A 25,125-nucleotide genomic window follows, 5' to 3' on the forward strand; every position below is an offset into this window, starting at 1 on the left:
TCAAAAATCCAGTAATAACATCTGTCTTTTTCTCAAGAATAAGTTTCTTAAACTGGTCTTCAGGAATATCCACACCTGCTACCTTACCTACATAGAAGCTGCAGCTATCCACATTGTCCCTAATATTATTCTTACAGCGATACCCAAAATGATTCTTAATAATTGGTTCACCGCATTTAGGGCACTTAAGACCTGGCATAACCTTTTCTTCATCCTCAAAAACAAACTTAATTCCAGATACCTTGCCATTTTCATCCTTGTTAAGTGCTAGCTTGGCATCAAATTTTGTTCCTTTCTTTGATTTAAAGCCAGATATAGTAGATGTTATACCTTCTTTTAATAATTCTTTAACCTGTGCTTCCTTAATCTTAACACCAGCAATTTGGCCAATGTTAAAGCCACAGGAATTATCAGGATCATCCTTTTTATAATTGCTACAACCGTAACCAAATGGTGTTACAACTATCTTGCCCCCACAAATAGGACATGAGACACCCTTAATATCCTTAGCTTCTACATTGTCAAAATCAAAAGAAACTTCGCTTTTTCCTGTTTCTTCATTCTTTTTAAGAAGCAGACAGGCATCAAATTTCTTTCCTGATTTTCCTTTAAAGCCCCTGATAGTCTTGGTATGGCCTTCTGTTAACAGCTCCTTGGCATCAGCATCTGTAAGCTTTTTGGATGCTATTTCTCCAAGAACAAAGCCACATTTATTGTCACTATCAAAATACTTTTCACAGGCAAAGCCAAAATTAGTCTTAATAATCTTGCTGCCACAGTCCGGACAAGCTACATCAGCTAAATAGTTTGGCTCTACATCATCAAAATCAAACTGTGCCTCAGTTCTACCAGTTTCTTCGTTTTTCTTAAGAACAAGCCTTGCATCAAATTTCTTTCCTGACTTTCCTTTGAATCCACGTATAGTTTCTGACTTACCATTAAGTAGCAGCTCAGTGACAACTCCTCCTCCAATATTCTTACCTGCAATAGTCTTTCCTATATAAAATTTGCAGGAATTTTCATCTTTGGCATTAAAGTTAGCACAGCCATATCCGCTAGGACGTATTAATATATCTCCTCCACAATCAGGACATTTGCAGCCTTCTAGCTTTTCAGCTTCTATTCCATCAAAGTTAAAGCTAAGAACCTTCTTGCCTTCTTCGTTTTCCTTAAGCTGAATCCTTGCGCTAAATTTTTGATTGGTTTTAGATTTAAAGCCTGTAAGGACTTCTGTAATACCATTTTCCAAAAGTGATTTCAGTTCATCTTCAGATAGCCTTCTAGAGGCAATTTCTCCAACAGAAAAATAACACTGATTTTCTTCCTGGAAACGATGCTCACATGCAAAACCATAGCCTGTTTTCGCAATCCTGCCACCACAAACAGGACAATTCATTCCTTCTATATATTCTGTAGGTGTTTCAGAGAAGTCAAAGCTTACATTAAACTCTCCGTCTTCATTCTTGCCAAGCTTAAGAACTGATTTAAATGGTTTGTTAGATTTGCTCTTAAATCCCTCTATTAAATCTGTCTTACCTTCTAAAATAAGCTTTTTAAATTGTTCCTCTGGAAGTTCAACTCCAGCTATAGTACCAATACTAAATCTACATTTAATTTCATCGTTAGTGTAGTTACTGCAGCCATAGCCAAATGATGTAGTTGTAAGCTCTCCTCCGCAGGCTGGACACTTTATACCAAGTGGCTTTCTGGTGGCAAGTCCCTTAGATTCCTTACCTGTAAACTGATTAATATTAAGAGCAATTGTCTGTGTTAAATCCTGCTCTATCATATTCCTGGTTTCAGTACGGATGTATTCCTCTAGCTCATTACGATAATCACCAAACTCAACTGTTCCATTAATGATTCCCTCTAAGCCCTTTTCCCAGTTTGCAGTCTGCTCTGGCTTAAGAAGACTTGGGGTTGTAAGAAGAACTACCTCGTAAATCATCTCTCCCAGCTTTTCAGGAGTAATTACCTGAGTCTTGTTGTTCTGATTTAAGTAACCAATTCTTACAAGCTTTTCTAATATTTCACCTCTGGTTGCAGATGTGCCTATTCCAGTTGTTTTAATCTGTTCTCTAAGCTCTTCATCCTCAATAAGCTTTCCTGCATTTTCCATTGCAAGAATCAGAGAACCTGAAGTATATCTCTTAGGTGGAGATGTCTTACCCTCCTTTAATTCAAAACCGTTAACATCAATAGAATCACCAATGTTACAGCTTTCTACAAACTCTACAAACTTCTCTTTTGAGAAATCATCTTCTTCGTTTTCAGAATCATCTTCTGAATCTGTTCCTTCATTATTTTTGTTCTTTGGCAAACCTGCTATTTCTAAATAGCCAGGCTTAACTAACAATTTAGCTCCTGCAAAGAAACTTTCAGATTCTATCTTAACTTCTATCTTTACATTTTTATATTCTGCTGGTGGATAGAAAATAGACAGAAACCTGCGTACTATCAAATCATAAACCCTTTGACTAAGACTGGAAAGATTCTCTATACCATTACACTGACCTGTAGGAATAATAGCATAATGGTCAGTTACCTTGCTATCATCTGTATAGCTGGTCTTCTCAATTCCTATATATTTTCTGTCTGCAAGTATTTCATGTACATATTTAGCTGTTGGGCCGTAAGATTGGAGCTTATTAAGATTCTTATTAATCTCCTTAGCAACAGCTGTAGTAAGTACTCTAGCATCTGTACGAGGATATGTAGTGTACTTTTTCTCGTAAAGCTCCTGAATAATATCAAGTGTCTGAGCTGGAGAAATCTTAAATCTCTTTGAACATTCAGACTGTAGCTCCGCTAAGTTAAATAATAAAGGAGCTCTTTTCTTAGAAATACCTGAATCCTTATCAGTAATTGTAGCATTCTTGTTTGTTAAATCTTCAATTAATTTTTCAGCGCTAGCCTTTTCTTTAAAGCCGTTCCCCTTATCTCCATATAATAGAGAGGATTCGAAATACTTAGATGACTCTACAGCCTTCCATTCCGCTGGGAAATTTACATCAGAAAACTTTCCAAGCACCTTAAAAAATGGATCCTCATTAAAGCCCCTAATTTCCCGTTCTCTTTCTACAACCATGCCAAGGACGCAGGTCATAACTCTACCTATTGCTATAGCTGAATAGCTGGTTGTAGCGGCGGCATCATTAATAAGCCTTCCATATTTAACAGATAATGCTCTGGAAAAATTAATTCCCAGGCTATAATCCTCTATGGTACGCATAATACCAGACGCACCAAGCCTAGCGTAATCGCTCATTGGCTTAGCTTCTTTAATACCACGCAAAATCTCATCATCAGTCTGTGAATCAATCCACACACGAAGCTCTGTCATGCCTTCACGAACACCACCGTAATTTCTGATATTCTCCTCGATTGTCTGTCCTTCTTTTCCCGAATCACCTGCCCAGTAAACAGTGTCAATATCCTTTCTGTGAAGCAGCCCGTTAACTACCTTATACTGATCCTTAGCGGATTCCACAACGCCGTATTTGTAATCCTTAGGTAAGAATGGCAAATCTTCAAGATTCCAGGTTTTGTATTTAATATCATATTCTTCAGGATAAACCATCTGCACCAAATGACCGTAGCACCAGCTGATGACATATTCATTATTCTCTATAAAGCCATTCTGATTGCCAGAAACCTTTAGTACCCTGGCAAAATCCCTTGCAACAGATGGTTTCTCTGTGATAATTAAACTCTTTCCCAAATCATTAAACTCCCTAAAAATTAATTTTAAAATTAACAAAAGTCGAAGCCTTTGCATTGTACTGCAAAGGCTTCAATCATTATTAACTATTCAATTATATCAATTATAGCTCTGTCATGTCTACCAGAACAATAGATTTATTTTCCTTTGAAAGCTGGGTAAGCTTGCTGTCAAATCTGGTAGCTGAGAAAAGGAAAATTGTATTTGCTGTGATCCTTGCCTGCTTCATAGATTCTAAAAGCTTCTCATAAGATTCATAGCCCATAGACTTTTCAGTCCAATTGCAAATACCAACAACATTCTCTCTGTTATCACTTTGACCAATTACATCAATAGTTCCTTCCTTACCAAGCCATGTTCCAATCTTTGTAAGCTTAATTGGAAGCTGACCTACCATATTAAGCAGGTGTAGGTATTCTCTACATACATCTACAAAATAATTTTGCAAATACTTATCCAGGTTTGGTGCAATAAATGTATCGTAAAATCTTTCAGGAGTGAAAGAAATCAATTCTGAAAGATGTGGATATACAAATGTAAACCAAAAATTAATGTATGGGTCTACAATTCTGTATATACCCTTTTTAGTATTGTCCCATCCTCCTGTTTCAAAGGATACCACCTTATCAACCACATCAAAGGCTGCAAGATTCTTAATATAAACAGAAATCTTAGCTCTTGAATAGCCTGTATCCTCAAACAAATCATTAAGCTTTTCATTACCTGCAGCTATGGAGCCAAGAATAGTATCATAGCAGGATAATTCTCTAAGCTCAGAAGCAATATAGTCCTCTGCTTCTGTATATAAAAATCCTGTAGGTGAAAGAATATTTTCGCATACATTAGCCTTAATAGACTTCTTAGCGTTCCATCTATCTAAATAATCAGATACACCTCCTATAATTCCATAGGTACTTACGCACTGAGCCACACTATAGCTAGGGAATGCTCTAACCACATCAAGGAATGAATGATTCTCCATTTTTATAGCTTCATCAATATAGGATTTAGAAGCGAAAGCAGGATCGTTAAGCCAATTATTAGTCCACACAAGTGAGGAACTAACCACAACTATCATAACCTTACCAGGATAAAGCTTCTTATTCTTTAAAGAAATGAGGCTACTAAATAAATCATTAGTCTTCTTAATTGCATATTGAGCTTCATCAATAATAACAATAAGCTTTGATCCATCCTTAGATGAAAACTTCTTAAAGGATGCCTCATAACTAGTACTGCCTTCAGCTTTATTATATGTAGATGAAATCTGATCATCCAAATATTTTAACTGCTTGGCATCTGAACACTGACGACTTCGATAGTAAAAATAAGATTTACCGGTAGTAAACTCGTCTAACAACGCTTCCTTGCCACAACCAAGCCTGCCGTAAAGCACTACTAAATTGTTTTCTGCAGATTGGTAAATAGCATCCAACTTCTTCACTTCATTTGTGTGTGTCATAATCACTATCTCCCTAGTTTGTGCATTACTTAACTAATTCGTGTAATATAATAACACATTTCACTTTAGCAGACTACACTAAAAAAGAATTTTATTTGAATTTAATTTATCTTATTTGTAAATTGTCAAAAAAATTCCGCATCACAAAGGATGCGGAATTAAAATTTTAATTATTATTTTGCTGTAATATATCCCTGTGCCTTAAGAAGCTCAGCGCAAAGAACAGCACCACCAGCAGCACCACGAACAGTGTTGTGTGATAATCCAACAAACTTCCAGTCGTAAATGCTATCCTCTCTAATACGTCCTACAGATACACCCATACCATTCTCGTAATCTACATCGAGGGCTACCTGTGGTCTGTTATCCTCTTCCATGTAACGAATAAACTGCTTTGGTGCGCTAGGAAGCTGTAGCTCCTGTGGCTTGCCAGAGAAGTTATTAATTGCATCAATAAGCTGCTGCTTTGTAGGAGACTTCTTAAACTTAACAAAAACAGCTGCTGTATGTCCGTTAAGAACTGGAACACGGATACACTGGCTTGTAATCTTTACATCATCTGCAGGTACGATTACGCCGTTTTCAATCTTACCCCAGATTCTAAGTGGCTCTTTCTCTGATTTTTCTTCCTCACCTGAGATAAATGGGATGATATTGTGCTCCATTTCAGGCCAATCCTTAAATGTCTTACCAGCACCTGAAATAGCCTGATATGTAGTAACAACAACCTCGTAAGGCTCAAACTCTTTCCATGCTGTAAGTACTGGTGCATAAGACTGGATTGAACAGTTAGGCTTAACTGCAACGAAACCTCTTGTTGTACCAAGTCTCTTTTTCTGGAAATCAATAACCTGCATGTGCTCTGGGTTAATTTCTGGTACTACCATAGGAACATCAGGAGTCCATCTATGTGCAGAATTGTTTGAAACTACTGGAGTCTCTGTCTTAGCGTATGCTTCTTCAATAGCTTTAATCTCGTCCTTAGACATATCAACTGCTGAGAATACAAAATCAACTTCTTTTGCGACTTCCTCAACCTCGTTAACATTCTTTACAATGATGTCCTTAACTGCATTTGGCATTGGAGTATCCATCTTCCAACGATCACCAACTGCATCTTCATAACGCTGTCCTGCTGAACGTGGGCTGGCTGCAATAGTTGTAACCTCAAACCAAGGATGGTTCTCAAGTAGAGAAATAAATCTCTGACCAACCATACCAGTTCCACCAAGAATACCGACTCTTAATTTCTCGCTCATTTCAAACATCTCCTCACTTTTGTTTTTGTCACACGGACATTTGTCCGTCATTTGAAACGATTATAAACAAATCGCATAAATAATGCAAGTAGAAATTAAACAAATTTACTAACTTAATTTTCAAACATATCTGGAACAGTACTTAAGAATTCTTTACATGCGCTAATTTCCTCTTCCATAGCATTATGTCCCGGTGCTCCTACAGTAAGTCTGGTATTAACACATGTCTCCATAGAAATAGCATCATATATATCCTCTTCAAACACTGGCGAAATAGCCTTAAGCTCAGAAAGGGACATATCATCTATGGCAATTCCCTTATCTATGCAATAAAGAACTACCTGTCCAATAATTCCGTGGGCATCTCTAAATGGAACACCGTGATTAACAAGATAATCTGCAGCATCAGTAGCATTTGTAAATCCATTTCTAGCTGATTTAGCCATATTTTCCTTGTTGAATTTAATGGTTGAAAGCATTCCATCGAAAAGTACAATTGAATCCTGAACAGTTTTCATAGCATCAAAAGAAAGTTCCTTATCCTCCTGCATATCCTTGTTATATGCAAGTGGAATACCCTTCATTGTAGTAAGAAGGGACATAAGTGCACCATATACTCTACCTGTCTTACCTCGTACGAGCTCTGCTATATCAGGATTTTTCTTCTGTGGCATGATAGATGAGCCTGTAGAATATGCATCATCAATCTCAACATATCTGTATTCATTGCTATTCCAGATAATCACTTCCTCTGAAAAACGGGAAAGATGCATCTGAATAATAGAAAGAGCAGATAAGAATTCAATAAGATAGTCTCTGTCAGAAACACCATCCATTGAATTTAATGTAGGTCCCTCAAATTCAAGCAAATCTGCTGTCATATACCTGTCTAAAGGGTATGTAGTACCAGCAAGAGCACCAGACCCAAGGGGACAAGACCACATAGACACCTTTATATTTGAAAGACGAACAATATCCCTTTTAAACATTTCAAAATATGCACCCATGTGGTGGGCAACAGTTATAGGCTGCGCTTTCTGCAAATGGGTAAAGCCTGGCATAATTGTGTCGATATTCTCCTCCATTATGCCTACAATTGTAGTAAGTAAATGTTCAAGTGCCTTAGCTGTAGAAACAACCTGGTCTCTGGTGTAAAGCTTCATATCAAGAGCCACCTGGTCATTTCTAGAACGACCTGTGTGAAGCTTTTTACCGGCATCACCAATTCTATCTATAAGATTTGCCTCTACAAAACTATGAACGTCCTCGTACTCAGAAGTGATTTTAAGAGTGCCGTCATTAACATCTGTCTCGATACTATCAAGCCCCTTAAGGATTTCATCCCTTTCTTCTTCAGTGATAACACCTACGGCTGCAAGCATTCTAACATGAGCTCTGCTGCCTCTAACATCCTGCTCAAAAAGCTTCTTGTCAAAGTTAATAGAAGCGTTAAAATCATAAACCATCTGGTCTGTAGATTTGGTAAATCTACCGCCCCACAATTGTGCCATAACTAATCCTCCATCTTTGTTGCCTGTTTTTGTAGTTGCCTTTCATTATATGAATACACACAGCCGCAATAGTCCTGCCTGTACATATCATATTCTTTAGATATCTCAGTACTTCTCTTGTAGCCTTCTCTCTTTTTAAAATCGCTATAAAGCCAATTAATCCCTAGCTCTTTTCCTATAGAATCGCCTATTTCGTTAAGCACCTGAGAATCTTTCATTGGTGATATTGTAAGTGTTGTAGAAAAAAAGTCAAACCCTTTTTCTTTAGCAACTTCTGCTGTACGTCTTAATCTAAGATCATAGCATCTATGGCAGCGTTTCCCCTTTTCAGGCTCCTTTTCAAGACCTTTAGCTATTTCATAGAAGCTGCTTTTATCATAATCTCCTTCTATGAATTTAACTGGATACTTAGTAGGAAATTCCTTAATAAAACGCTGCTGTTCCTTAACTCTGTGGTAATATTCTTCATCAGGATAAATATTAGGATTATAGTAAAATACTGTAACATAAAAAAACTGACTTAAATATTCAATACAGTAGCTGGAGCATGGAGCACAACAGCTATGTAACAATAAAGAAGGCACTTGGCCTTCTTCAGTAAATTTAATTATTAATTTATCTAATTCCTTTTGATAGTTAATCTTATTCATTATCTATTAGCCCAAATATACAAAAATGCTGTTGCAAACACATAAATAAACACCATAAAAATCATAAATGGTACCTGAGATGCCATTATGCCACATACAATCTGAGCAATAAAAACAAGCCCATGAATCCAAAGTGGGATTCTGTTAAGTGTAGCTGCAAGTGCTGCCTCAAGAATAACCATCACACAGGCAATAACAGGATTAATTGAAAATGCCACTATGGAAATTACGATTGCAACAATTGCAAAAATGCCTACAAATATAAGTGATAATAGAGGAAGATTATCCTTGGAAAAAAACTTCCCTAAATTAATTGATGCTGTATTTTTCTTCTTTGCTTCCATTATATATTCTCCTAAAGGTTATCTTTTTTCGTACAAGTGTCATTATAATAAAAACCCTGTTTTTTCTCAACAATTTCGTTGATTTTTTTCTTTTAATATATTAATATTTCTATGGTTAGCTCCGATAGCTCAGTTGGTAGAGCACCTCACTCGTAATGAGGGGGTCGTCAGTTCGAGTCTGATTCGGAGCTCTTTTTATATATAGGAGGAAAATCTTTTGGAATTTATTCAATACGACCACGTTTCAAAAAGCTACGGCAAGCAGCTGGTTCTAGATGAACTAAACCTGTATGTTAAGGAAAATTCATTTGTGACCTTACTTGGTCCATCAGGCTGTGGCAAAACAACTACACTTAGATTATTAGGAGGCTTCGAAAAGCCTGATTCAGGTAAAATCTATCTTAACGGAAACGACATCACTGCTCTACCTGCCAATCTTCGTCCAATCAATACGGTATTTCAAAAGTACGCTTTATTCCCACACATGACAATTGCAGAAAATATCGCCTTTGGATTAAAGATTCAAAAGAAATCCAAAGAATATATTGATGACAAAATAAAATACGCCCTTAAGCTTGTTAACCTTGACGGCTTTGAAAAACGTTCCATCGATTCACTTTCCGGTGGACAGCAACAGCGTATAGCCATTGCAAGAGCTATTGTTAACGAACCAAAGGTTCTTCTTTTAGATGAGCCTCTAGGTGCTCTTGATTTAAAGCTCCGTCAAAGCATGCAGTACGAGCTTATGAAGATTAAGCAGGAGCTTGGCATTACATTTATATATGTAACCCATGACCAGGAAGAAGCTCTTACTATGTCTGATACTATAGTTGTTATGAACCAGGGCTACATCCAGCAGATTGGAACTCCTGAGGATATATATAACGAGCCTGAAAACGCCTTCGTTGCTGATTTCATTGGTGAGAGCAATATTATAGAAGGAATCATGATTAAGGATGAGCTTGTTTCATTTCTTGGTGTTCAGGTTCCTTGCGTTGATAAGGGCTTTGGTACTATGAAGCCTGTAGATGTAGTTATCCGTCCAGAGGACGTTGAGCTTGGCGAACCAGGTAAAGGCTTCATGGATGGAGTTATCACTGATTGTCTATTTAAGGGAGTACACTACGAATTAGATGTTCAATGCGGACAGTACGAATGGCTTGTACATACAACCAAGTACTTTGAAGTTGGTCAGCATGTATCCTTGAATGTTATCCCATTCAACATTCAGATTATGAACAAGCCTGAATCTGAGGACGAGGAGGTAATGAAGGAGAATGATTAATAGGCTTCGCACCAGCTTCCTGGCTATGCCATATGCCATTTGGGTATTAATTTGTACTATCCTTCCATTATTTTATATCCTTGGATATGCAATTAATACAGGTGACGGAAGCTTTACACTTTCCAATTTAATTGCAATTACAGACCCAGTCCACCTAAAATCACTTGGTCTGTCTATTCAGATTGCACTTATTACAACCATTATATGCCTTATTTTAGCCTACCCTGTTGCCTTGATTTTGCACAACCTTAAGATTTCCAACAAGGGTTTTATTGTATTTTTATTCATCCTTCCAATGTGGATGAATTTTATGCTTCGAATACTTGCCTGGCAGAACATATTATCAAATAACGGAATCCTTAACAGTATACTTTCAGCACTTGGTCTTCCTACCATTCATATTCTGTATACAAAGGCTGCTGTTATACTTGGTATGGTTTATGATTTTTTACCTTATATGATTTTGCCAATCTACAATTCCTTGTCAAAGATTAACGATGAGGTTATAGAAGCAGCCTCTGACTTAGGTTCAAGCTGGCTTAACACCTTTTTTAAGATTACTCTTCCACTTTCTAAGGACGGTATTATTTCTGGCATTATTATGGTATTTGTGCCTGCACTTTCATCCTTTGTTGTATCTAACCTGCTTGGAGGAGGTAAGGTACTTCTTATTGGTAATGTTATTGAGCAGGAATTTACACTTGCCAGAAACTGGAACTTAGGCTCAGGCCTTTCAATTATACTTATGCTATTCGTCCTTGCTTCAATGAGCATTATGAATAAGGTGGATGATTCTGAAAATGGAGGTATGCTTATATGAAAAAATTTAAAAAAGGCGCCTCTTATACTTACCTTGGCTTAATATTTTTGTTTTTGTATGCTCCAATCCTGGTGCTTATAGTTTTATCCTTTAATAATTCTATGTCACGTACTGTTTGGGGCGGCTTCACACTTCAATGGTACCTGAATCTGCCTAGCAACGATACTATTATGGATGCCCTTTTTACAACCCTTCGTATCACTCTTAGTTCAAGTATACTTGCAACTATTCTAGGTACATCTGCTGCCATTGGTATTAACCGCATGAAAAAGCATCATGCTGCCATTATGCTTGGTGCCACTAATATACCGCTTTTAAATGCGGATATTGTTACAGGTATTTCTCTAATGCTTCTTTTTACCAGATTTACTTCCCTAGGAGAATTTTCTGTAGTTTTGGCTCATATAGCATTTTCAGTGCCTTATGTAATATTTAATGTGCTACCACGTCTTCAATCTATGTCAGACGCCTGTATAGAGGCAGCCATGGATTTAGGGGCATCACCAGCTTATGCCTTTTACAAGGTTATCCTTCCTGAGATATTCCCTGGCGTTTTATCAGGATTTTTGATGGCATTTACTATGTCACTTGATGATTTTACCATCACATATTTCACCAAGGGTGCCGGTGTAAACACCCTCTCCACTATGCTTTATACAGAGTTGAGAAAGGGAATTCAGCCAGAGCTTTATGCTCTTTCTACTCTTTTGTTTTTGCTTGCATTCATTATGCTTATTGCAACAAACTTTAAGGGAATGAACAAGAAGGAGGTTGTAAGATAATGAAAAAGAAATTATATTCATTAATCAGCATTTTTTGTCTTACTCTTACAAGCTGCTTTTCATTCACAGCCTGCGGTAATGATGCAGAAAGTGCCGATACTTTGGTAGTATTGAACTACGGCAAATATATTGAAGCAGATGTACTCAAACGCTTCCAAAAAGAAACAGGTATCACCGTTAAATACGAAGAGTATGAATCAGTTGAAGATATGTATGCTAAATACAAAGCTGGCTCAATTAATTACGATGTTATCTGCACCTCAGATTACATGATAGAAACCCTTCGAAAAGAAGGTGAGCTAATTCCAATTGATTACAATTCATTACAGAATTATAAAAATGTCGACCCTGCAATTATAGAAGCCTCTGCCTCTTTTGATCCTAATCACAAGTATACAGTTCCTTACTTCTATGGTACTGTGGGAATTCTCTATAATACTGAAAAGGTGGATGAAGAAACTGTAAGCTCCTGGAACTGTCTATGGAATCCTGAATACAAAAATCAAATCGTAATGATTAACTCTCAAAGAGATGCATTCATGGTTCCACTTAAAATGTTAGGATATGATATCAACACTACAGATACAGCCCAGTTAGACAAAGCGTTCGACATGCTCTGTGATGAAAAGAAGTATGTATACGCATATCTTATGGATGAAACATACGAATGTATGGTTTCCGAAGACGCAGCTATGGCTGTCTGCTATTCTGGCGAAGCCGCTATGGGCATGGAATATAATGACAAGCTTGCATACGTAGTTCCTAAGGAAGGTGGCAATCTATGGGTTGATTCATGGTTTGTACCTCGCACCTGTAAACATTATGATGCTGCCATGAAATGGATAGATTTCATGTGTGAGGAAGAGGCAGCTACCCAAAACTTTGAATATGTTTGGTATGCTACCCCCAACCTAACTGTTGCAGCAGGCATGGATGATGAAACACTTGCCGATGAAACAGTATTTCCTACCAAGGAAACACTTTCTAGGTGTGACATCTACTCTGCCTACGATGATAAAACATTAGATTACACCACCACACTGTGGAAAAAGCTTAAAGCTTACTAATTAGCATAGCTTAACACATTAGTTTCTTTAGAATAATAATAAAGGTTGCTAGATAATACCTCATCCTCAGGGATATTTGTTCTGTTAACATGATCAATCATTTCTCTAAGGCTTGCAGTATCAATCTCGCAACCTTTTATTGATTTTACAACGATTATCTCATGTATTGAGCATGGAATAATATATATGTCCGACTTAAGCTTTGCTGCAATAGCCTTCAACAAATCCTTATATAACAATACCGCTGCTCCATAATAGCTTATGCTATTACTTACAACATACAAAGGTATCTCGCTCTCCTCCTTCTTACTAATCTCAAACAGGCTGAAATCCCCCATATATTCCTTGATTGTAGAAAAAATTCCTCTAATTTTAACACCCATAATTCTTTGAGTATTATCACTTGCAGCAAGCATAAGATCCGATGGATTAGTTTCCCATAATTTAGCCTGAGCATTTGTAATAAGCACTGCTTTCTTTTCTTTACTATCCACAGTCTCAGGAATAATACGGTAGAACACAATAGCAAGATCTAAGTAATTAACATAAGGCACAGTGGATAGAAGCTCCTTATTCCTATCATGATTAATCACCTTGTAAACTATATAGTCCTTAACATTATTAAATTGTTCATTTGCCATAATAATAAATAGGCTTATTGGAAAAATAACGACGAAAAAGAATCCGCATGTTTCCATGCGGATATAAATATAACAGGTGTTATAAAAATAGTCAAGATTGATTTTTATACTTTTTTGCTAACTCTAACATTTCTTTTGCATTTGTAAGCACTGCCTCTGTGATTGCACTACCCCCAAGCATTCTTGCAAGCTCGTAGGCAGTTTCATCATCATAAAGCTTCTTAATTCCAGAAATAGTATGACCGTTAGCTACGCTTTTTTCAATTAAGAAATGTGTATCAGCCATAGCTGCAATTTGAGGTAAGTGTGTAATACATATAACCTGATGACTATCTGCAACAGTAGAGAGCTTTTCAGAAACAGCCTGAGCCGTTCTTCCAGAAATACCTGCATCTATTTCATCAAAAATAAGTGTATCAATACCACCCTTTGAAGCAAGAACCGTCTTTATAGCAAGCATAATACGGCTCATTTCACCACCTGATGCAATGTCCTTAAGAGGTCTAAGTGGCTCACCAGGATTGGTACAAATTACAAATTCACCTTCATCAAAACCATCTGCAGTAAAATAGTCTAATCTTTTTAGCTCTACATCAAACTCGCTGTTAAGGAAGTTTAAATCACTCATTGCTTCCTTCATTTTTTCAGAAAGCTCTTTAGCTTTTTTCTTTCTAATATCAGAAAGCTTACAGCAAAGATTTTCAAGCTCCTTTGTAGCCTTATCTACATTAGCCTTAAGCTCACTTAAATATTCGTCAAAGGATTCGTATTTTGCTTTCTTTTCCTGACGGTCAGCAAGCTCTTCTAAAATAATCTCAATAGTGGCGCCATATTTGTCCTTTAGACGATTGATTTCGTTAAGTCTAAGCTCCACTTCATTAAATCTGCCTGCGTCAAAGGAAGCATCAGCCATATAGCTAGACAACTCTCTATTAAAATCAGATATTATGCTATCTGCATCATTAAGCATAGATAAAAACTCTGATGCTCTATCATCTATGGACTCAATGTATCGTATATCCGATATAGCAGAGCTTATAGCATCAGAAACCCCACCATCTCCTGCCATGGCTTCATGTGCTCTGCCAAAATATTCCATAGTGCGGCTAAAATTAGAAAGACGCTTATATTCATCCTCTAACTCTTCATCCTCCCCTGGTCTTAAATTAGCAGATTCAATCTCATTTATTTCATGTTCAAGAAGAACAATCTCTCGCTCCTTAGATATATCACTCTTCTTAGCATCCTCAAGCTCCGCTTTCAGTGCTTTGTACTGCTTATAGCCTGCAGATACCTGATTCTTAAGGTCTCCTATTTCATCCTTAGCATACTCATCCAAAAGCTCCATGTGTCGCTTTGTATTAAGCAAAGACTGATGTTCCTTCTGACCATATATATCAAGAAGCAGAGCCCCCACTTCTTTCATTTTGGCAGCTGGCACCTGCTCACCATTAATCTTACCAACACTTCTAGTGTCTGTAATACGACGGCTCATTATTACCTCATCATCGTATGGTTCAACATCCAGCTCTCTTAAAGCTTCCTTTGTAGCCTCATCATCAACAAGAAAAACCGCCTCAACAAAAGCTTCTGAATCAGCATCTCTAAGAAAATCCTTAGATGCCTTATCTCCAAGACTTAAATGTAGAGCTCCTAAAATAATAGATTTACCTGCTCCGGTTTCACCGGATAAGATATTGAGCCCCTTTGAAAACACTATCTCCTCTTCATCAATAAGGGCCAAGTTTTTGACATGCAAACTTGCTAGCATTTTATTCTCCTTTTCCGCCCGACTTACCAAAATAAAAGGATACTTGCACTTACCTTTTCTCTATAACCTTCTTTAATTTCCCCATTAAAGAAACGGTGTCATCTAAGCTTCTGATGGCACACATTATTGTGTCATCACCTGCAATAGAACCAACTATCTCTGGAAAATCCATGTGGTCTAGTGCTGCCGCCACAGCCATAGCCATACCAGAAACAGTTTTAACAACCAATATATTACCAGCATTATCCATAGAAATAAAACCATCTAAGAAAATGCGGATATATTTCTCATTCATATCATCATCCGTAGACCTATATGCAACATAGCGAAGCTTACCTTCACCATCTGCAATCTTTGTAAGCTTCATCTCACGGATATCTCTCGAAACAGTAGCCTGGGTTGCATTAAAGCCTGCTTCTTCAAGCCTGGCTGTAAGCTCCTCCTGGGTGCCTATTTCGTTTTTAACTATCAACTCTAAAATTTTAGCTTGTCTTTCAACCTTCATTTAAATCTCCTGCATTCTTGCTCTAATTCTTTCAAGGAAATTAACATTCTCCAACATAACCATATTGGAGGTTGATTTAGATTTATATATTTTTAATACTTTGTCTTTTCCTAGTGTCTGACGATAGGTTCCATCATAAATAATGTTAGCCTTAGGCTCATCCTCTTCGTGACGAGCACTAACTGTCACCTCTACCTCATCTGTAGAAGCAAGAATAATACTTCTGGAATTAAGGGTGTGAGGATTGATAGGTGTAAGTATAATGCAATCTGCATGAGGACTGACAATAGGTCCATTTGCAGATAGATTATAAGCGGTAGAGCCTGTAGGTGTAGCTACGATCAGCCCGTCACAATTGTGAGAATAAAGCTGAATACCATTAACCTTAACAGTAAGATTAAGCACATATAATCCTGCCGCATCAGAAGCTACCACTATATCATTAAGTGCTCTGTAGTGATTTTCATGATCTGTATTTAAATCACCCTCAAGCATCATTCGCTCATCTAATTTATAATTGTCGCTAAGAAGCTGATCTAGACAGTGCTCTACATTATCAACTGTCATATCACACAAATATCCTAAGTGCCCACAATTAAGACCAACTATAGGAACCTTACGATTTGTAACATTTTGGGCAACCCTAACAACAGTGCCATCACCACCAACAGTAATAATACATTCGATATCATCAGCCACAGTAACCTGAGTTTCAGAGCTATCGGGGCAGGTATCTAAATCAAGTATGCACATACCACCATGGGCTGTAATGTAGTCTCTGATGATATTAATATATTTTTCATGTAAATCACTAAAAGATCTTGCAACAATTAAAAAGTTTTTCATTATTTGTCTAAGCTGTTATGTGCCATCTTAACTGTAGCAGACACATCAATTGCTTCCCCCTGTTTTTCCTTAGTAGCAATGTGTATAAGATATTCGATATTACCTTCTGGTCCCTTGATTGGTGAAAACTCAAGGTGTAAAACATAAAAACCTATTTCTCTAACAAAATCAATTACTGTATTAATTACTTCCTCATGGACAGCAGGGTCTCTAACAACACCCTTCTTGCCCACCTTTTCTCTGCCTGCTTCAAATTGAGGCTTAATAAGGCAAACCATTTCAGCATCATCCTTTAAAAGTGCCTTGGCAGGGCCTAAAACCTTTGTAAGGCTGATAAACGAAACATCTACAGATGCAAAATCAAGCTGCTCTCCTATATCATCAACAGTGACATAACGTATGTTAGTCTTTTCCATGCAGACAACCCTAGGGTCCTGACGAAGCTTCCAGGCAAACTGTCCATAACCTACATCTACGGAAAATACCTTAGTTGCTCCGTTTTGAAGCATACAATCGGTAAAGCCTCCGGTTGATGCTCCAATATCCATGCACACTTTATTCTCAAGGCTTATGTTAAAATGTGTCATAGCTTTTTCTAATTTAAGTCCTCCACGGCTAACATATTTAAGCTGTTGACCATGAATCTCTATTGGGGCATCCACATCGATTTTGGTGCCAGCTTTGTCCTCACGGTTTCCCTTAACGAAGACATTGCCTTCCATAATCATTGTTTTTGCCTTTTCTCTAGAAGGCGCAAGCCCTCTATCTACTAAAACTACATCAAGTCTTTCTTTCATACTAATTTCCTAATACTTTTAAAATTCTCTCTGTTATGGATTCTGAATCCATGTGAAGCTCTTTAAATAAAAGTGTTACACTACCATGGCGAACAAATTCATTTGGTACTGCAATCTTTAATACCTTGCATTTGTAATCATTATCATACAAAAATGCCTGTACCTGCTCACCAAAGCCACCTGTAAGAACATTTTCTTCCATTGTGACAATTAAATCATACTGCTTCTTAATATTCTTTAAGTAGCTTTCATCAAGAGGCTTTGCAAATCTGGCATTGCAGATACCTGCATCTATGCCATGTGCCTTAAGCTGCTCACATACCTCTTCGGCTTTTTTGACCATGGAACCAAGTGCAAAGAGCATTACCTTAGAGCCAGGCTTAATCTCCTCTGCCTTACCATACTCTATAGGTGCTCTATGTTCCTTAAGCCCACAGTATGCTTCACCTCTAGGATATCTAATGGCTATTGGGCCATTATGCTCTGACACAGCATATTTCATCATGTCAGAAAGCTCCCATTTATTCTTAGGTGCCATAACAGTCATGTTAGGCATAGATGTTAAAAATGACACATCAAAAACGCCCTGATGTGTGCTGCCATCTGCCCCAACAAGACCAGCTCTGTCTATAGCAAATACCACATGAAGATTTTGTAAGCAGACATCCTCTAGTATCTGGTCATAGGCACGCTGCAAAAATGAAGAATAAACAGCAAATACCGGAACCCTGCCACCTAATGCCAGGCCTGCAGCAAAAGTAACTGCATGCTCTTCGGCAATACCTACATCAAAAAATCTATCAGGGAACATATTTCTAAATCGCTTTAGGCCTGCCCCCTCTGCCATGGCAGCTGTAATTGCAACCACCTCTGGATTTCTATCTCCCATCTTGCGCATAACAGTTGAGAAAACATCTGTATATCCTGGATTAGGATTGCGCTTAGGAAGTCCTGTTTCTATTTCAAAAATATCTGTGCCATGGAATCTGGAAGGATGGCGCTCTGCCGGAAGATAGCCATTCCCCTTCTTAGTTATTACATGCACAAGCACTGGTCCTTTAATCTTAACAGCCATACGAAAAGTCTCAAGCATAGCCTTGATATTATGACCATCAACAGGACCTAAATACATGATGCCAAGGTCTTCAAAAACCATATTAGGCACCATTAAGGATTTAATTCCATTTTTGGTACTGCGAATTTTTCTTATAAGCTTCTCACCGTTTGGCCAAGATTCAAGTGAATTAAGCACATCATTTTTAAAGCCAACATATTTAGAACTGGTACGAAGTCTTTCAAGATTTGTGGACATACCACCTACATTCTTTGAAATAGACATTTCGTTATCATTAAGAATGATTAAAAAATTAGACTTATTAAGTCTGGATGCATTATTGAGAGCCTCATAAGCAAGACCACCAGTAAGCGCACCATCTCCAATAACAGCAGCCACCTTATAGTCCTCACCTGCCAAATCCCTAGCCATGCAATAGCCTAAGCCAGCTGAAAGGGAGGTGGAGCTATTGCATGTATCAAAACTATCACAGTCACTTTCCCCTCTCTTAGGGAAACCGCTGATTCCACCATATTGACGCAAATGGTCAAACTCATCAGCTCTTCCTGTAAGGATTTTGTGGGTATAAGCCTGATGACCTACATCCCAAATCAGCTTATCATTTGGAAAATCCATAAGTAGATGAAGAGCTATTGTAAGCTCTACTGTTCCAAGATTAGAAGCCAAGTGTCCACCAGTCTTAGATAGATGGTCAATTAAAAATTCACGTATTTCAGCAGGAAGAGCCTTAATCTCCTCCTCAGATAAGTTCTTTATATCATTAGGTTGCTTTATCTTATCAAGGACCATAATACTTAGTTGTCTCGGTAGACAAGGTACTGAAGTAAATCCATAAGGAAATCATTTTCGTATGGAAGCTTCTTAAGATTATCTATTGCCTCATCTGTAAGACGTTTCACCTCTTCTTTAGATTTTTCTATACCTTTGAATGTAACATAAGTTGATTTTTCATTGCGTTCATCTGAGCCAATTGGCTTTCCAAGAACTGCCTCGTCTCCCTCGATATCAAGAATATCGTCCTGAATCTGAAATGCCATTCCAATCTTAGATGCAACAGATTCAATAAGCTTTATTTCATCCTCCGATGCCCCAGCAAGTACTGCGCCTATCTCCATTGATGCTTCAATGAGTGCCCCTGTCTTAAGCTCGTAGATAAAATCAATTTTTTCTTCAGTCATGGTTTCATGCTTCTTTTCAGATTCCACATCTACAACCTGACCGCCAATCATACCAAACACTCCAGCCTTTTTTGATAAAATCTGTAGTGCTTTTATATTTCTATCAATAGATGCACCTTCTACATTAAAGGATTTAAGTGCTGTCTCAAAAGCATAATTTAAAAGTGCATCTCCAGCAAGTACCCCCATTCCTTCACCATATACAGCATGTGTGGTAGGCTTGCCTCGCCTTAGCATATCATTATCCATGGATGGTAAATCATCATGGACAAGGGAATATGTGTGAATCATTTCGATAGCAGCCATGAAACAATCAATTGCCTCACCCTTGCCACCAAACAGCTTGAAGGTTTCACTCATAAGTACAGGGCGCAGCCTTTTACCACCGGCCTTAATACTGTATTCCATGGCTTCAAAAATAGTGCGCTGCATACCTGATACTTCAGGAAGATACTTAACTACTATTTTTTCAGCTTCTGCTGCTCTGTCAGTTAGTCTCGTTTTAACATCAGTTGCCATTTATTCTTCCTCTTCAAAAACTTCAAGACCGCCATCCTTGCTTATAGCCATGACAGCTTTCTTGGTTTGTTCTATTTTATCATTTGCCTGCTTTAGCTCTTCCATACCATTTTTGTATAAAGCAAAGGATTCATCCAATGAAATATCTGAGGATTCAAGCTTAGTAATTATTTCTTCAAGTGCCTCAAAGCTTTCTTCGATAGTCTTTGTATTGTTTTCTTCCATTTGTTCTCCTACTTGGTAAACTCTATTTCAGTAACCTGACTCTTTATTGTGCCGTCTTTAATTCTAACAATCATGCTTTCGCCAATTGCTAAATCAGCTGCGCTATCTATTCTCTTTCCTACTTCATTTGTAACATAACCAAAGCCTGTAGCAAGCTTCTTAGCAGGCGATAATCCATCCAACCTACCTGAAACAGAAATTAACCTGTTCTCATATCTGGATAGCTTGTTCTCCATAAGGGATTGTAGCTGTTTAAAGTAAAGCTTAAGTTGAGTTTCATTTGCTTTAAGCTTGTTCTCAGGCCTAAGTGCATTAAGACGAAGCTTATAGTTTTCAACTAACTGAGCTGCATTTAAAAGCTTATAATCCAAAGCACGATTAAGCTTATCTGAATATCTATCTATTCGACCTGCGAAATCATCATAAACAAAGTTAGCAAGCTCCGCTGCCTGTGATGGTGTAGCTGCCCTTTTATCTGCCACAAAATCTGCAATGGTAAAATCTGTCTCATGACCAACGGCAGATATAATAGGCGTATTAGCGTGAAATATTGCTTTTGCAACTATCTCCTCATTAAAAGCCCAAAGATCTTCAATGGAGCCACCGCCTCTACCAACAATAATTACATCCAAGCCCATGGAATCAAGGCAATTGATACCTGCCACGATAGTGGCTGCTGCCCCCTCACCCTGTACCTGTGCTGGATAAAGTATTAGCTGTACATAAGGATTCCTGGTCTTGGATACACGTATGATATCGTGAACCGCAGCACCTGTAGATGCTGTAACAATACCTATCTTCATGGCGTGTGTAGGAATTGGCTTTTTGTACATAGCATCAAACATTCCGCTTTCTTCAAGCTCCTGCTTCAACGCCTCAAACCTTTGGTACAAATCTCCAACACCAGCAAGCTCAATAGTGCTTGCATAAACCTGATATCTACCAGTAGCAGCATATATGCCTACATAGCCCGTGACAACTACCTGGTCGCCATCTTTCATAGGAAACTTGAGCCCCTTAGCCCGCTTTCCAGCAAACATAACACAGCTAATGGCACTCTTTTCATCCTTAAGGGTAAAATAAATGTGACCTGTATGATTGTATTTGCAATTAGAAACCTCTCCGCTAAGTGAAAGGTTTCCAAGCATAAAATCATCGGCAAACATACGCTCAATATATGTATTTACCTGTGATACACTATATATATTTTTATTCATTATACTAATTTAGCTAAAGCTCCATTTACAAAGCCTGCTGAAGAATCTGTTCCAAATTCGTCAGCAAGAGAAACTGCCTCATTAATAGCAACACCTACAGGAAGATTCTCAAACTTAATCTCATACAAAGCAAGTCTGATAAGTGTTAAATCTACCTTAGCCATACGTGTAGTCTTCCAGCCATCAACAGACTTATTAATCATCTCGTCGATTTCTGTAAGCTTAGAAATAATATCCTCCGCCTTGGTCTTGATGTAAGCCTCGTCCTCTTCTGTTTTGTTGTTCTTAAGAAGATCCTCCTCCTCGGCGTTATCTCTTCCATCAAGGAATGTGTTTATAACCTGATTCATCTCTTCTGAATCATAAAACTCATTCATAAATACAGCCTTGAATACTTCTTTTCTGATTTCGTGTCTATTCATAAATAATACTCCTGAACTTCTATAACTTTAGACTAATATAGGGTGCTATCTAAAATAGCACCCCATAATTATACATTAATATGCATAAAAAATAAATAACTGTATACTAGTTTGTACCAGCAACACTAACTGTTGCGATGCGGATATCAACAGCTGTAACCTCAAGACCTGTCATAGTCTCAACAGCAGACTTAACCTTTTCCTGAACCATACCAGATACCTTAGGAATCTCGTAGCCGTATTTCATGTTGATAGCCATGTGTACTGAAATCTTACCTGGCTCATTATCAACTACCTTAATAGCCTTAGCAAGCTTGCCTGCGCCAGCCTTAGAAATGCTGTCAGATGTAAGATTACCAGCAAGTGATTCAACACCCTCAACCTCTACAGCGCCAAGGCCTGCAATAATACCAACAACTTCCTCAGAGATGTTAACACCACCATCTCCATTTACATTTATTACAAAATTCTTATTCTCTGCCATAACTGCCTCCTAAAATCATAGAAAAACTAATATGATTATAGCAAAGTATCACATTTTGGTAAACCTGTTTTTAATTCTTTATATTAATCTATCTATTATCCACCTTTTCCGGATACATATCGTGATTGATAAGCCTGTGAGTTGCTACCTCCTCCCATTTTGTGCCTGGCTTGCCATAGTTGCAATATGGGTCGATGGAGATTCCTCCTCTTGGAGTGAACTTGCCCCAAACCTCAATATACTTAGGGTCCATAAGCTTAATTAAATCCTTCATAATGATATTTACACAGTCCTCATGAAAATCCCCGTGGTTTCTAAAGCTGAATAAATACAGCTTTAAGGATTTGCTTTCAACCATCTTTTCCCCTGGCACATAGGATATGATTATGTTTGCAAAATCAGGCTGACCTGTAATAGGGCAAAGTGATGTAAATTCAGGGCAGTTAAATTTTACAAAATAATCATTTTCAGGATGTTTATTCAAAAATGTCTGAAGCATTTCTGGTGCGTAGTTATCTGGGTATTTATTATTCTTGTTTCCAAGTAATGTAAGTGTTCCTTCGTCTTTTCTGTTGCTCATTTCATATCCTCCAAATTATTCTTCGTATTCTATAGGGTCAACTGTTTTATTTAATTCAAAAGCCTTTTTTCTATCGATGCAGGTACCGCATCTGCCACAAGCCTTATCATGGCCCTCGTAGCAGCTCCAGGTAAGCTCGTAAGGTACATTTACCTCAAGTCCCATCTTCACAACACCTGCTTTGTTAAGCCCAATGAATGGTGCCTCTATTTGTAGCTGCTTGCCACTGCCTTCATAAATTGCAGTGTTCATGGCGTTGTTAAAATCACTGGAGCAATCCGGGTACGCATTTCCTGCAGCATCATCTGCATGAGCGCCATAATATATCTTAGAGCAGCCCTTTGAAAGAGCTATGGCAGCTGCGCTTGAAAGAAACAATCCATTTCTAAATGGCACATAAGTACTGACTGGCTTTCCATCTGTCTCCTTTAACTGTTCATCATAAGCCCCCTCTGGAATCTCTCCCTCTGAATGCTTAAGAAGTGTGCAATCACTAAACTGAAACATTGTAGATAAATCAAGGGTAATATGCTCCACCTTGTAATAATCGCAAACTGCATCTGCAGCCTTTATTTCTTTATCATGTCTTTGTCCATAAAAAATAGAAAGACCTACCACATTTTCATTTCCATATTCTTTTACTGCAAGAGCCAGACATGTGGTGCTGTCCAATCCTCCGCTTATAAGTACTAGTGCCTTCATATTACATAATCCTTTCCATTAAATCTCTATCGGTTTTAAATCTGCCCCTGAGAGTCTGAGTCTGTGTCCTTGCCCCTGCGTTCTTAATTCCTCTAGCTGTCATACAACTGTGACTTGCTTCTATAAATACAGCCACATCCTCTGAGCCTGTCACCAGCTGAATAATCTCTGCTATATCATTGCCGATGCGTTCCTGAAGCTGCAGCCTCTTGGCTGCCATATCAGCAATACGTGCAATCTTTGAAAGACCAATCACCTTGCCCTTTGGAATGTAAGCAACACTTACCTTCATGTCATACATAAGAGCCAGGTGATGCTCACAATAAGAGAACACCTCTATATCCTTTACTACAACCAAATCCTGATTATTTTCATCATAGTAATCCTCATCAAAGGTCTTATTGAACATATCTGCAATCTGTTGATTGGTATAATTCATTCCTTCAAAAACTTCCTCGTACATTCTTGCGACTCTATCAGGAGTATCTTTAAGGCCTGCTCTATCTGGATCATCCCCAAGGGCGATTAATATATTTCTAACACTTTCTTTAATTAATTCCTTATCAATAGCCATCATCTATCCTTTCTACTACACTCCTCTTTTATTTGGATCCCAAATAAATTTGTGAAGCTGAAGCTGTAATCTTATGTCATTTCTTTTGTGCGTAATCAGGTAATCTACCATATCAGCTGGTTCAATTCTGCCGAATACAGGGCTGATTAGTGCTGTGCATTTATCGGATATACGATACTTATCAACTATTTCACATACCCTATCAAGCTCACTAACATCAGAACACACAAACTTGACTGTATCCTTTGATGAAAGATATTTAAAATTGTCTGTAAGCATCCTATTTTCCACGCCAGAGCCTTTAAGCTTGTAATCAAGTGTAAACGCTGGTGGATTATCAATCTCTGTAAATGGATGTATATCTACACTTCCATTAGTCTCTATCTCCACAAAAATATCCTTATGTGCTGCTAATGCCTCTAACAAATCAATCGCATTATCCGCAAGAAGAGGTTCGCCACCAGTAAGTGTTACTCGTTTCACACCTGTAGAAATTACATAAGATACAATCTCAGTCTCCGTCATCTCCTCTGCCTTTGCATCTTCAGTACAGGCCCACCTGGTATCACAATAGCTGCACTTAAGATTGCAGCCCCTAAGCCTTATAAAAACCGCCAGCTCTCCTGCATGTTGCCCTTCACCATTTATGCTTACAAATTTTTCTACTACATTAAATACTGACATTACA

General features: G+C 37.9%; 25 protein-coding genes and 1 tRNA gene. 5 read left to right on the forward strand and 21 right to left on the reverse strand.

The annotated features are described in order from the left end of the window. The 6 genes from IJ535_RS06305 to IJ535_RS06330 form a co-directional block, all read right to left on the reverse strand. A partial coding sequence (locus IJ535_RS06305) for a DNA topoisomerase III (RefSeq protein ID WP_294300247.1) occupies positions 1-3,721 on the reverse strand: 3,721 nt, incomplete at its 3' end. Positions 3,722-3,824: 103 nt separating this feature from the next. Continuing rightward, positions 3,825-5,183, reverse strand: coding sequence for an ATP-binding protein (locus IJ535_RS06310; protein WP_294295376.1), 1,359 nt, complete (start codon positions 5,181-5,183; stop codon positions 3,825-3,827). Positions 5,184-5,356: 173 nt separating this feature from the next. Next, positions 5,357-6,442: an aspartate-semialdehyde dehydrogenase gene (gene asd, locus IJ535_RS06315; RefSeq protein ID WP_294300250.1), complete on the reverse strand. Its 1,086-nt coding sequence runs from the start codon at positions 6,440-6,442 to the stop codon at positions 5,357-5,359. A gap of 113 nt (positions 6,443-6,555) precedes the next feature. Further along, positions 6,556-7,953: an argininosuccinate lyase gene (argH, locus tag IJ535_RS06320; RefSeq protein ID WP_294300251.1), complete on the reverse strand. Its 1,398-nt coding sequence runs from the start codon at positions 7,951-7,953 to the stop codon at positions 6,556-6,558. 2 nt (positions 7,954-7,955) lie between these two features. Beyond that, positions 7,956-8,603: an epoxyqueuosine reductase QueH gene (locus IJ535_RS06325; protein ID WP_294300253.1), complete on the reverse strand. Its 648-nt coding sequence runs from the start codon at positions 8,601-8,603 to the stop codon at positions 7,956-7,958. Then, a complete protein-coding gene (locus IJ535_RS06330) occupies positions 8,603-8,947 on the reverse strand; it encodes a hypothetical protein (protein WP_294300254.1) in 345 nt (114 codons plus the stop codon). Before IJ535_RS06330 ends, IJ535_RS06325 begins: the two co-directional genes overlap by 1 nt. A gap of 118 nt (positions 8,948-9,065) precedes the next feature. Between IJ535_RS06330 and IJ535_RS06335 the strand changes: the two genes are divergently transcribed. The 5 genes from IJ535_RS06335 (at position 9,066) to IJ535_RS06355 (ending at position 12,901) form a co-directional block, all read left to right on the forward strand. Next, positions 9,066-9,138: transfer RNA gene (locus IJ535_RS06335), tRNA-Thr, on the forward strand. A gap of 26 nt (positions 9,139-9,164) precedes the next feature. Then, the gene (locus IJ535_RS06340) at positions 9,165-10,232 is read left to right on the forward strand and encodes an ABC transporter ATP-binding protein (RefSeq protein WP_294300255.1); all 1,068 of its coding nucleotides are present in this window, start codon (positions 9,165-9,167) and stop codon (positions 10,230-10,232) included. Continuing rightward, complete coding sequence (locus IJ535_RS06345) at positions 10,225-11,052, forward strand: ABC transporter permease (RefSeq protein ID WP_294300256.1); 828 nt, start codon at positions 10,225-10,227, stop codon at positions 11,050-11,052. The genes IJ535_RS06340 and IJ535_RS06345 overlap by 8 nt, the downstream gene beginning before the upstream one ends. After that, on the forward strand, positions 11,049-11,834 hold the full coding sequence (locus tag IJ535_RS06350; protein ID WP_294300258.1) for an ABC transporter permease: 786 nt from the start codon (positions 11,049-11,051) through the stop codon (positions 11,832-11,834). Before IJ535_RS06345 ends, IJ535_RS06350 begins: the two co-directional genes overlap by 4 nt. Beyond that, complete coding sequence (locus tag IJ535_RS06355) at positions 11,834-12,901, forward strand: ABC transporter substrate-binding protein (RefSeq protein ID WP_294300260.1); 1,068 nt, start codon at positions 11,834-11,836, stop codon at positions 12,899-12,901. Before IJ535_RS06350 ends, IJ535_RS06355 begins: the two co-directional genes overlap by 1 nt. Here IJ535_RS06355 and IJ535_RS06360 read toward each other — a convergent pair. The 15 genes from IJ535_RS06360 to queE all read right to left on the reverse strand — a co-directional run bounded on the left by IJ535_RS06360 (position 12,898) and on the right by queE (position 25,121). Then, positions 12,898-13,542, reverse strand: coding sequence for a DUF5688 family protein (locus IJ535_RS06360; protein WP_294300262.1), 645 nt, complete (start codon positions 13,540-13,542; stop codon positions 12,898-12,900). The two genes, IJ535_RS06355 and IJ535_RS06360, sit on opposite strands and share 4 nt — an antisense overlap. Positions 13,543-13,633: 91 nt before the next feature. Further along, entirely contained in the window at positions 13,634-15,313 is a 1,680-nt protein-coding gene (gene recN / locus IJ535_RS06365; protein WP_294300264.1) for a DNA repair protein RecN, read from the reverse strand. Between the two features lie 49 nt (positions 15,314-15,362). After that, the gene (gene argR, locus IJ535_RS06370) at positions 15,363-15,818 is read right to left on the reverse strand and encodes an arginine repressor (protein ID WP_294294194.1); all 456 of its coding nucleotides are present in this window, start codon (positions 15,816-15,818) and stop codon (positions 15,363-15,365) included. Further along, the gene (locus tag IJ535_RS06375) at positions 15,819-16,664 is read right to left on the reverse strand and encodes an NAD(+)/NADH kinase (RefSeq protein WP_294300266.1); all 846 of its coding nucleotides are present in this window, start codon (positions 16,662-16,664) and stop codon (positions 15,819-15,821) included. Beyond that, positions 16,664-17,461, reverse strand: a complete 798-nt coding sequence (locus IJ535_RS06380; protein ID WP_294300268.1) for a TlyA family RNA methyltransferase — start codon at positions 17,459-17,461, stop codon at positions 16,664-16,666. Before IJ535_RS06380 ends, IJ535_RS06375 begins: the two co-directional genes overlap by 1 nt. Before the next feature lies 1 nt (position 17,462). After that, a complete protein-coding gene (gene dxs, locus IJ535_RS06385; RefSeq protein ID WP_294300269.1) occupies positions 17,463-19,325 on the reverse strand; it encodes a 1-deoxy-D-xylulose-5-phosphate synthase in 1,863 nt (620 codons plus the stop codon). A gap of 5 nt (positions 19,326-19,330) precedes the next feature. Next, complete coding sequence (locus IJ535_RS06390) at positions 19,331-20,233, reverse strand: polyprenyl synthetase family protein (RefSeq protein WP_294294213.1); 903 nt, start codon at positions 20,231-20,233, stop codon at positions 19,331-19,333. Further along, positions 20,234-20,458: an exodeoxyribonuclease VII small subunit gene (gene xseB / locus IJ535_RS06395; protein ID WP_294294217.1), complete on the reverse strand. Its 225-nt coding sequence runs from the start codon at positions 20,456-20,458 to the stop codon at positions 20,234-20,236. An 8-nt stretch (positions 20,459-20,466) separates the two neighbouring features. Beyond that, entirely contained in the window at positions 20,467-21,675 is a 1,209-nt protein-coding gene (gene xseA / locus IJ535_RS06400) for an exodeoxyribonuclease VII large subunit (protein WP_294300270.1), read from the reverse strand. Continuing rightward, positions 21,675-22,097 (reverse strand): transcription antitermination factor NusB, encoded by a 423-nt coding sequence (gene nusB / locus IJ535_RS06405; protein ID WP_294300272.1) that lies wholly within the window; start codon positions 22,095-22,097, stop codon positions 21,675-21,677. Before nusB ends, xseA begins: the two co-directional genes overlap by 1 nt. A 106-nt stretch (positions 22,098-22,203) precedes the next feature. Beyond that, on the reverse strand, positions 22,204-22,581 hold the full coding sequence (locus IJ535_RS06410; RefSeq protein WP_294294226.1) for an Asp23/Gls24 family envelope stress response protein: 378 nt from the start codon (positions 22,579-22,581) through the stop codon (positions 22,204-22,206). Between the two features lie 88 nt (positions 22,582-22,669). Continuing rightward, positions 22,670-23,161 (reverse strand): preQ(1) synthase, encoded by a 492-nt coding sequence (gene queF, locus IJ535_RS06415; RefSeq protein WP_294294241.1) that lies wholly within the window; start codon positions 23,159-23,161, stop codon positions 22,670-22,672. A gap of 15 nt (positions 23,162-23,176) precedes the next feature. Beyond that, on the reverse strand, positions 23,177-23,863 hold the full coding sequence (gene queC, locus IJ535_RS06420) for a 7-cyano-7-deazaguanine synthase QueC (RefSeq protein ID WP_294300273.1): 687 nt from the start codon (positions 23,861-23,863) through the stop codon (positions 23,177-23,179). Position 23,864: 1 nt separating this feature from the next. Then, entirely contained in the window at positions 23,865-24,437 is a 573-nt protein-coding gene (gene folE / locus IJ535_RS06425) for a GTP cyclohydrolase I FolE (protein WP_294300366.1), read from the reverse strand. Between the two features lie 15 nt (positions 24,438-24,452). Beyond that, entirely contained in the window at positions 24,453-25,121 is a 669-nt protein-coding gene (gene queE / locus IJ535_RS06430; RefSeq protein WP_294300275.1) for a putative 7-carboxy-7-deazaguanine synthase QueE, read from the reverse strand. Positions 25,122-25,125: the final 4 nt, after the last annotated feature.

It is taken from the genome of Pseudobutyrivibrio sp. (genome assembly GCF_017471675.1).
Lineage (GTDB): Bacteria > Bacillota > Clostridia > Lachnospirales > Lachnospiraceae > Pseudobutyrivibrio.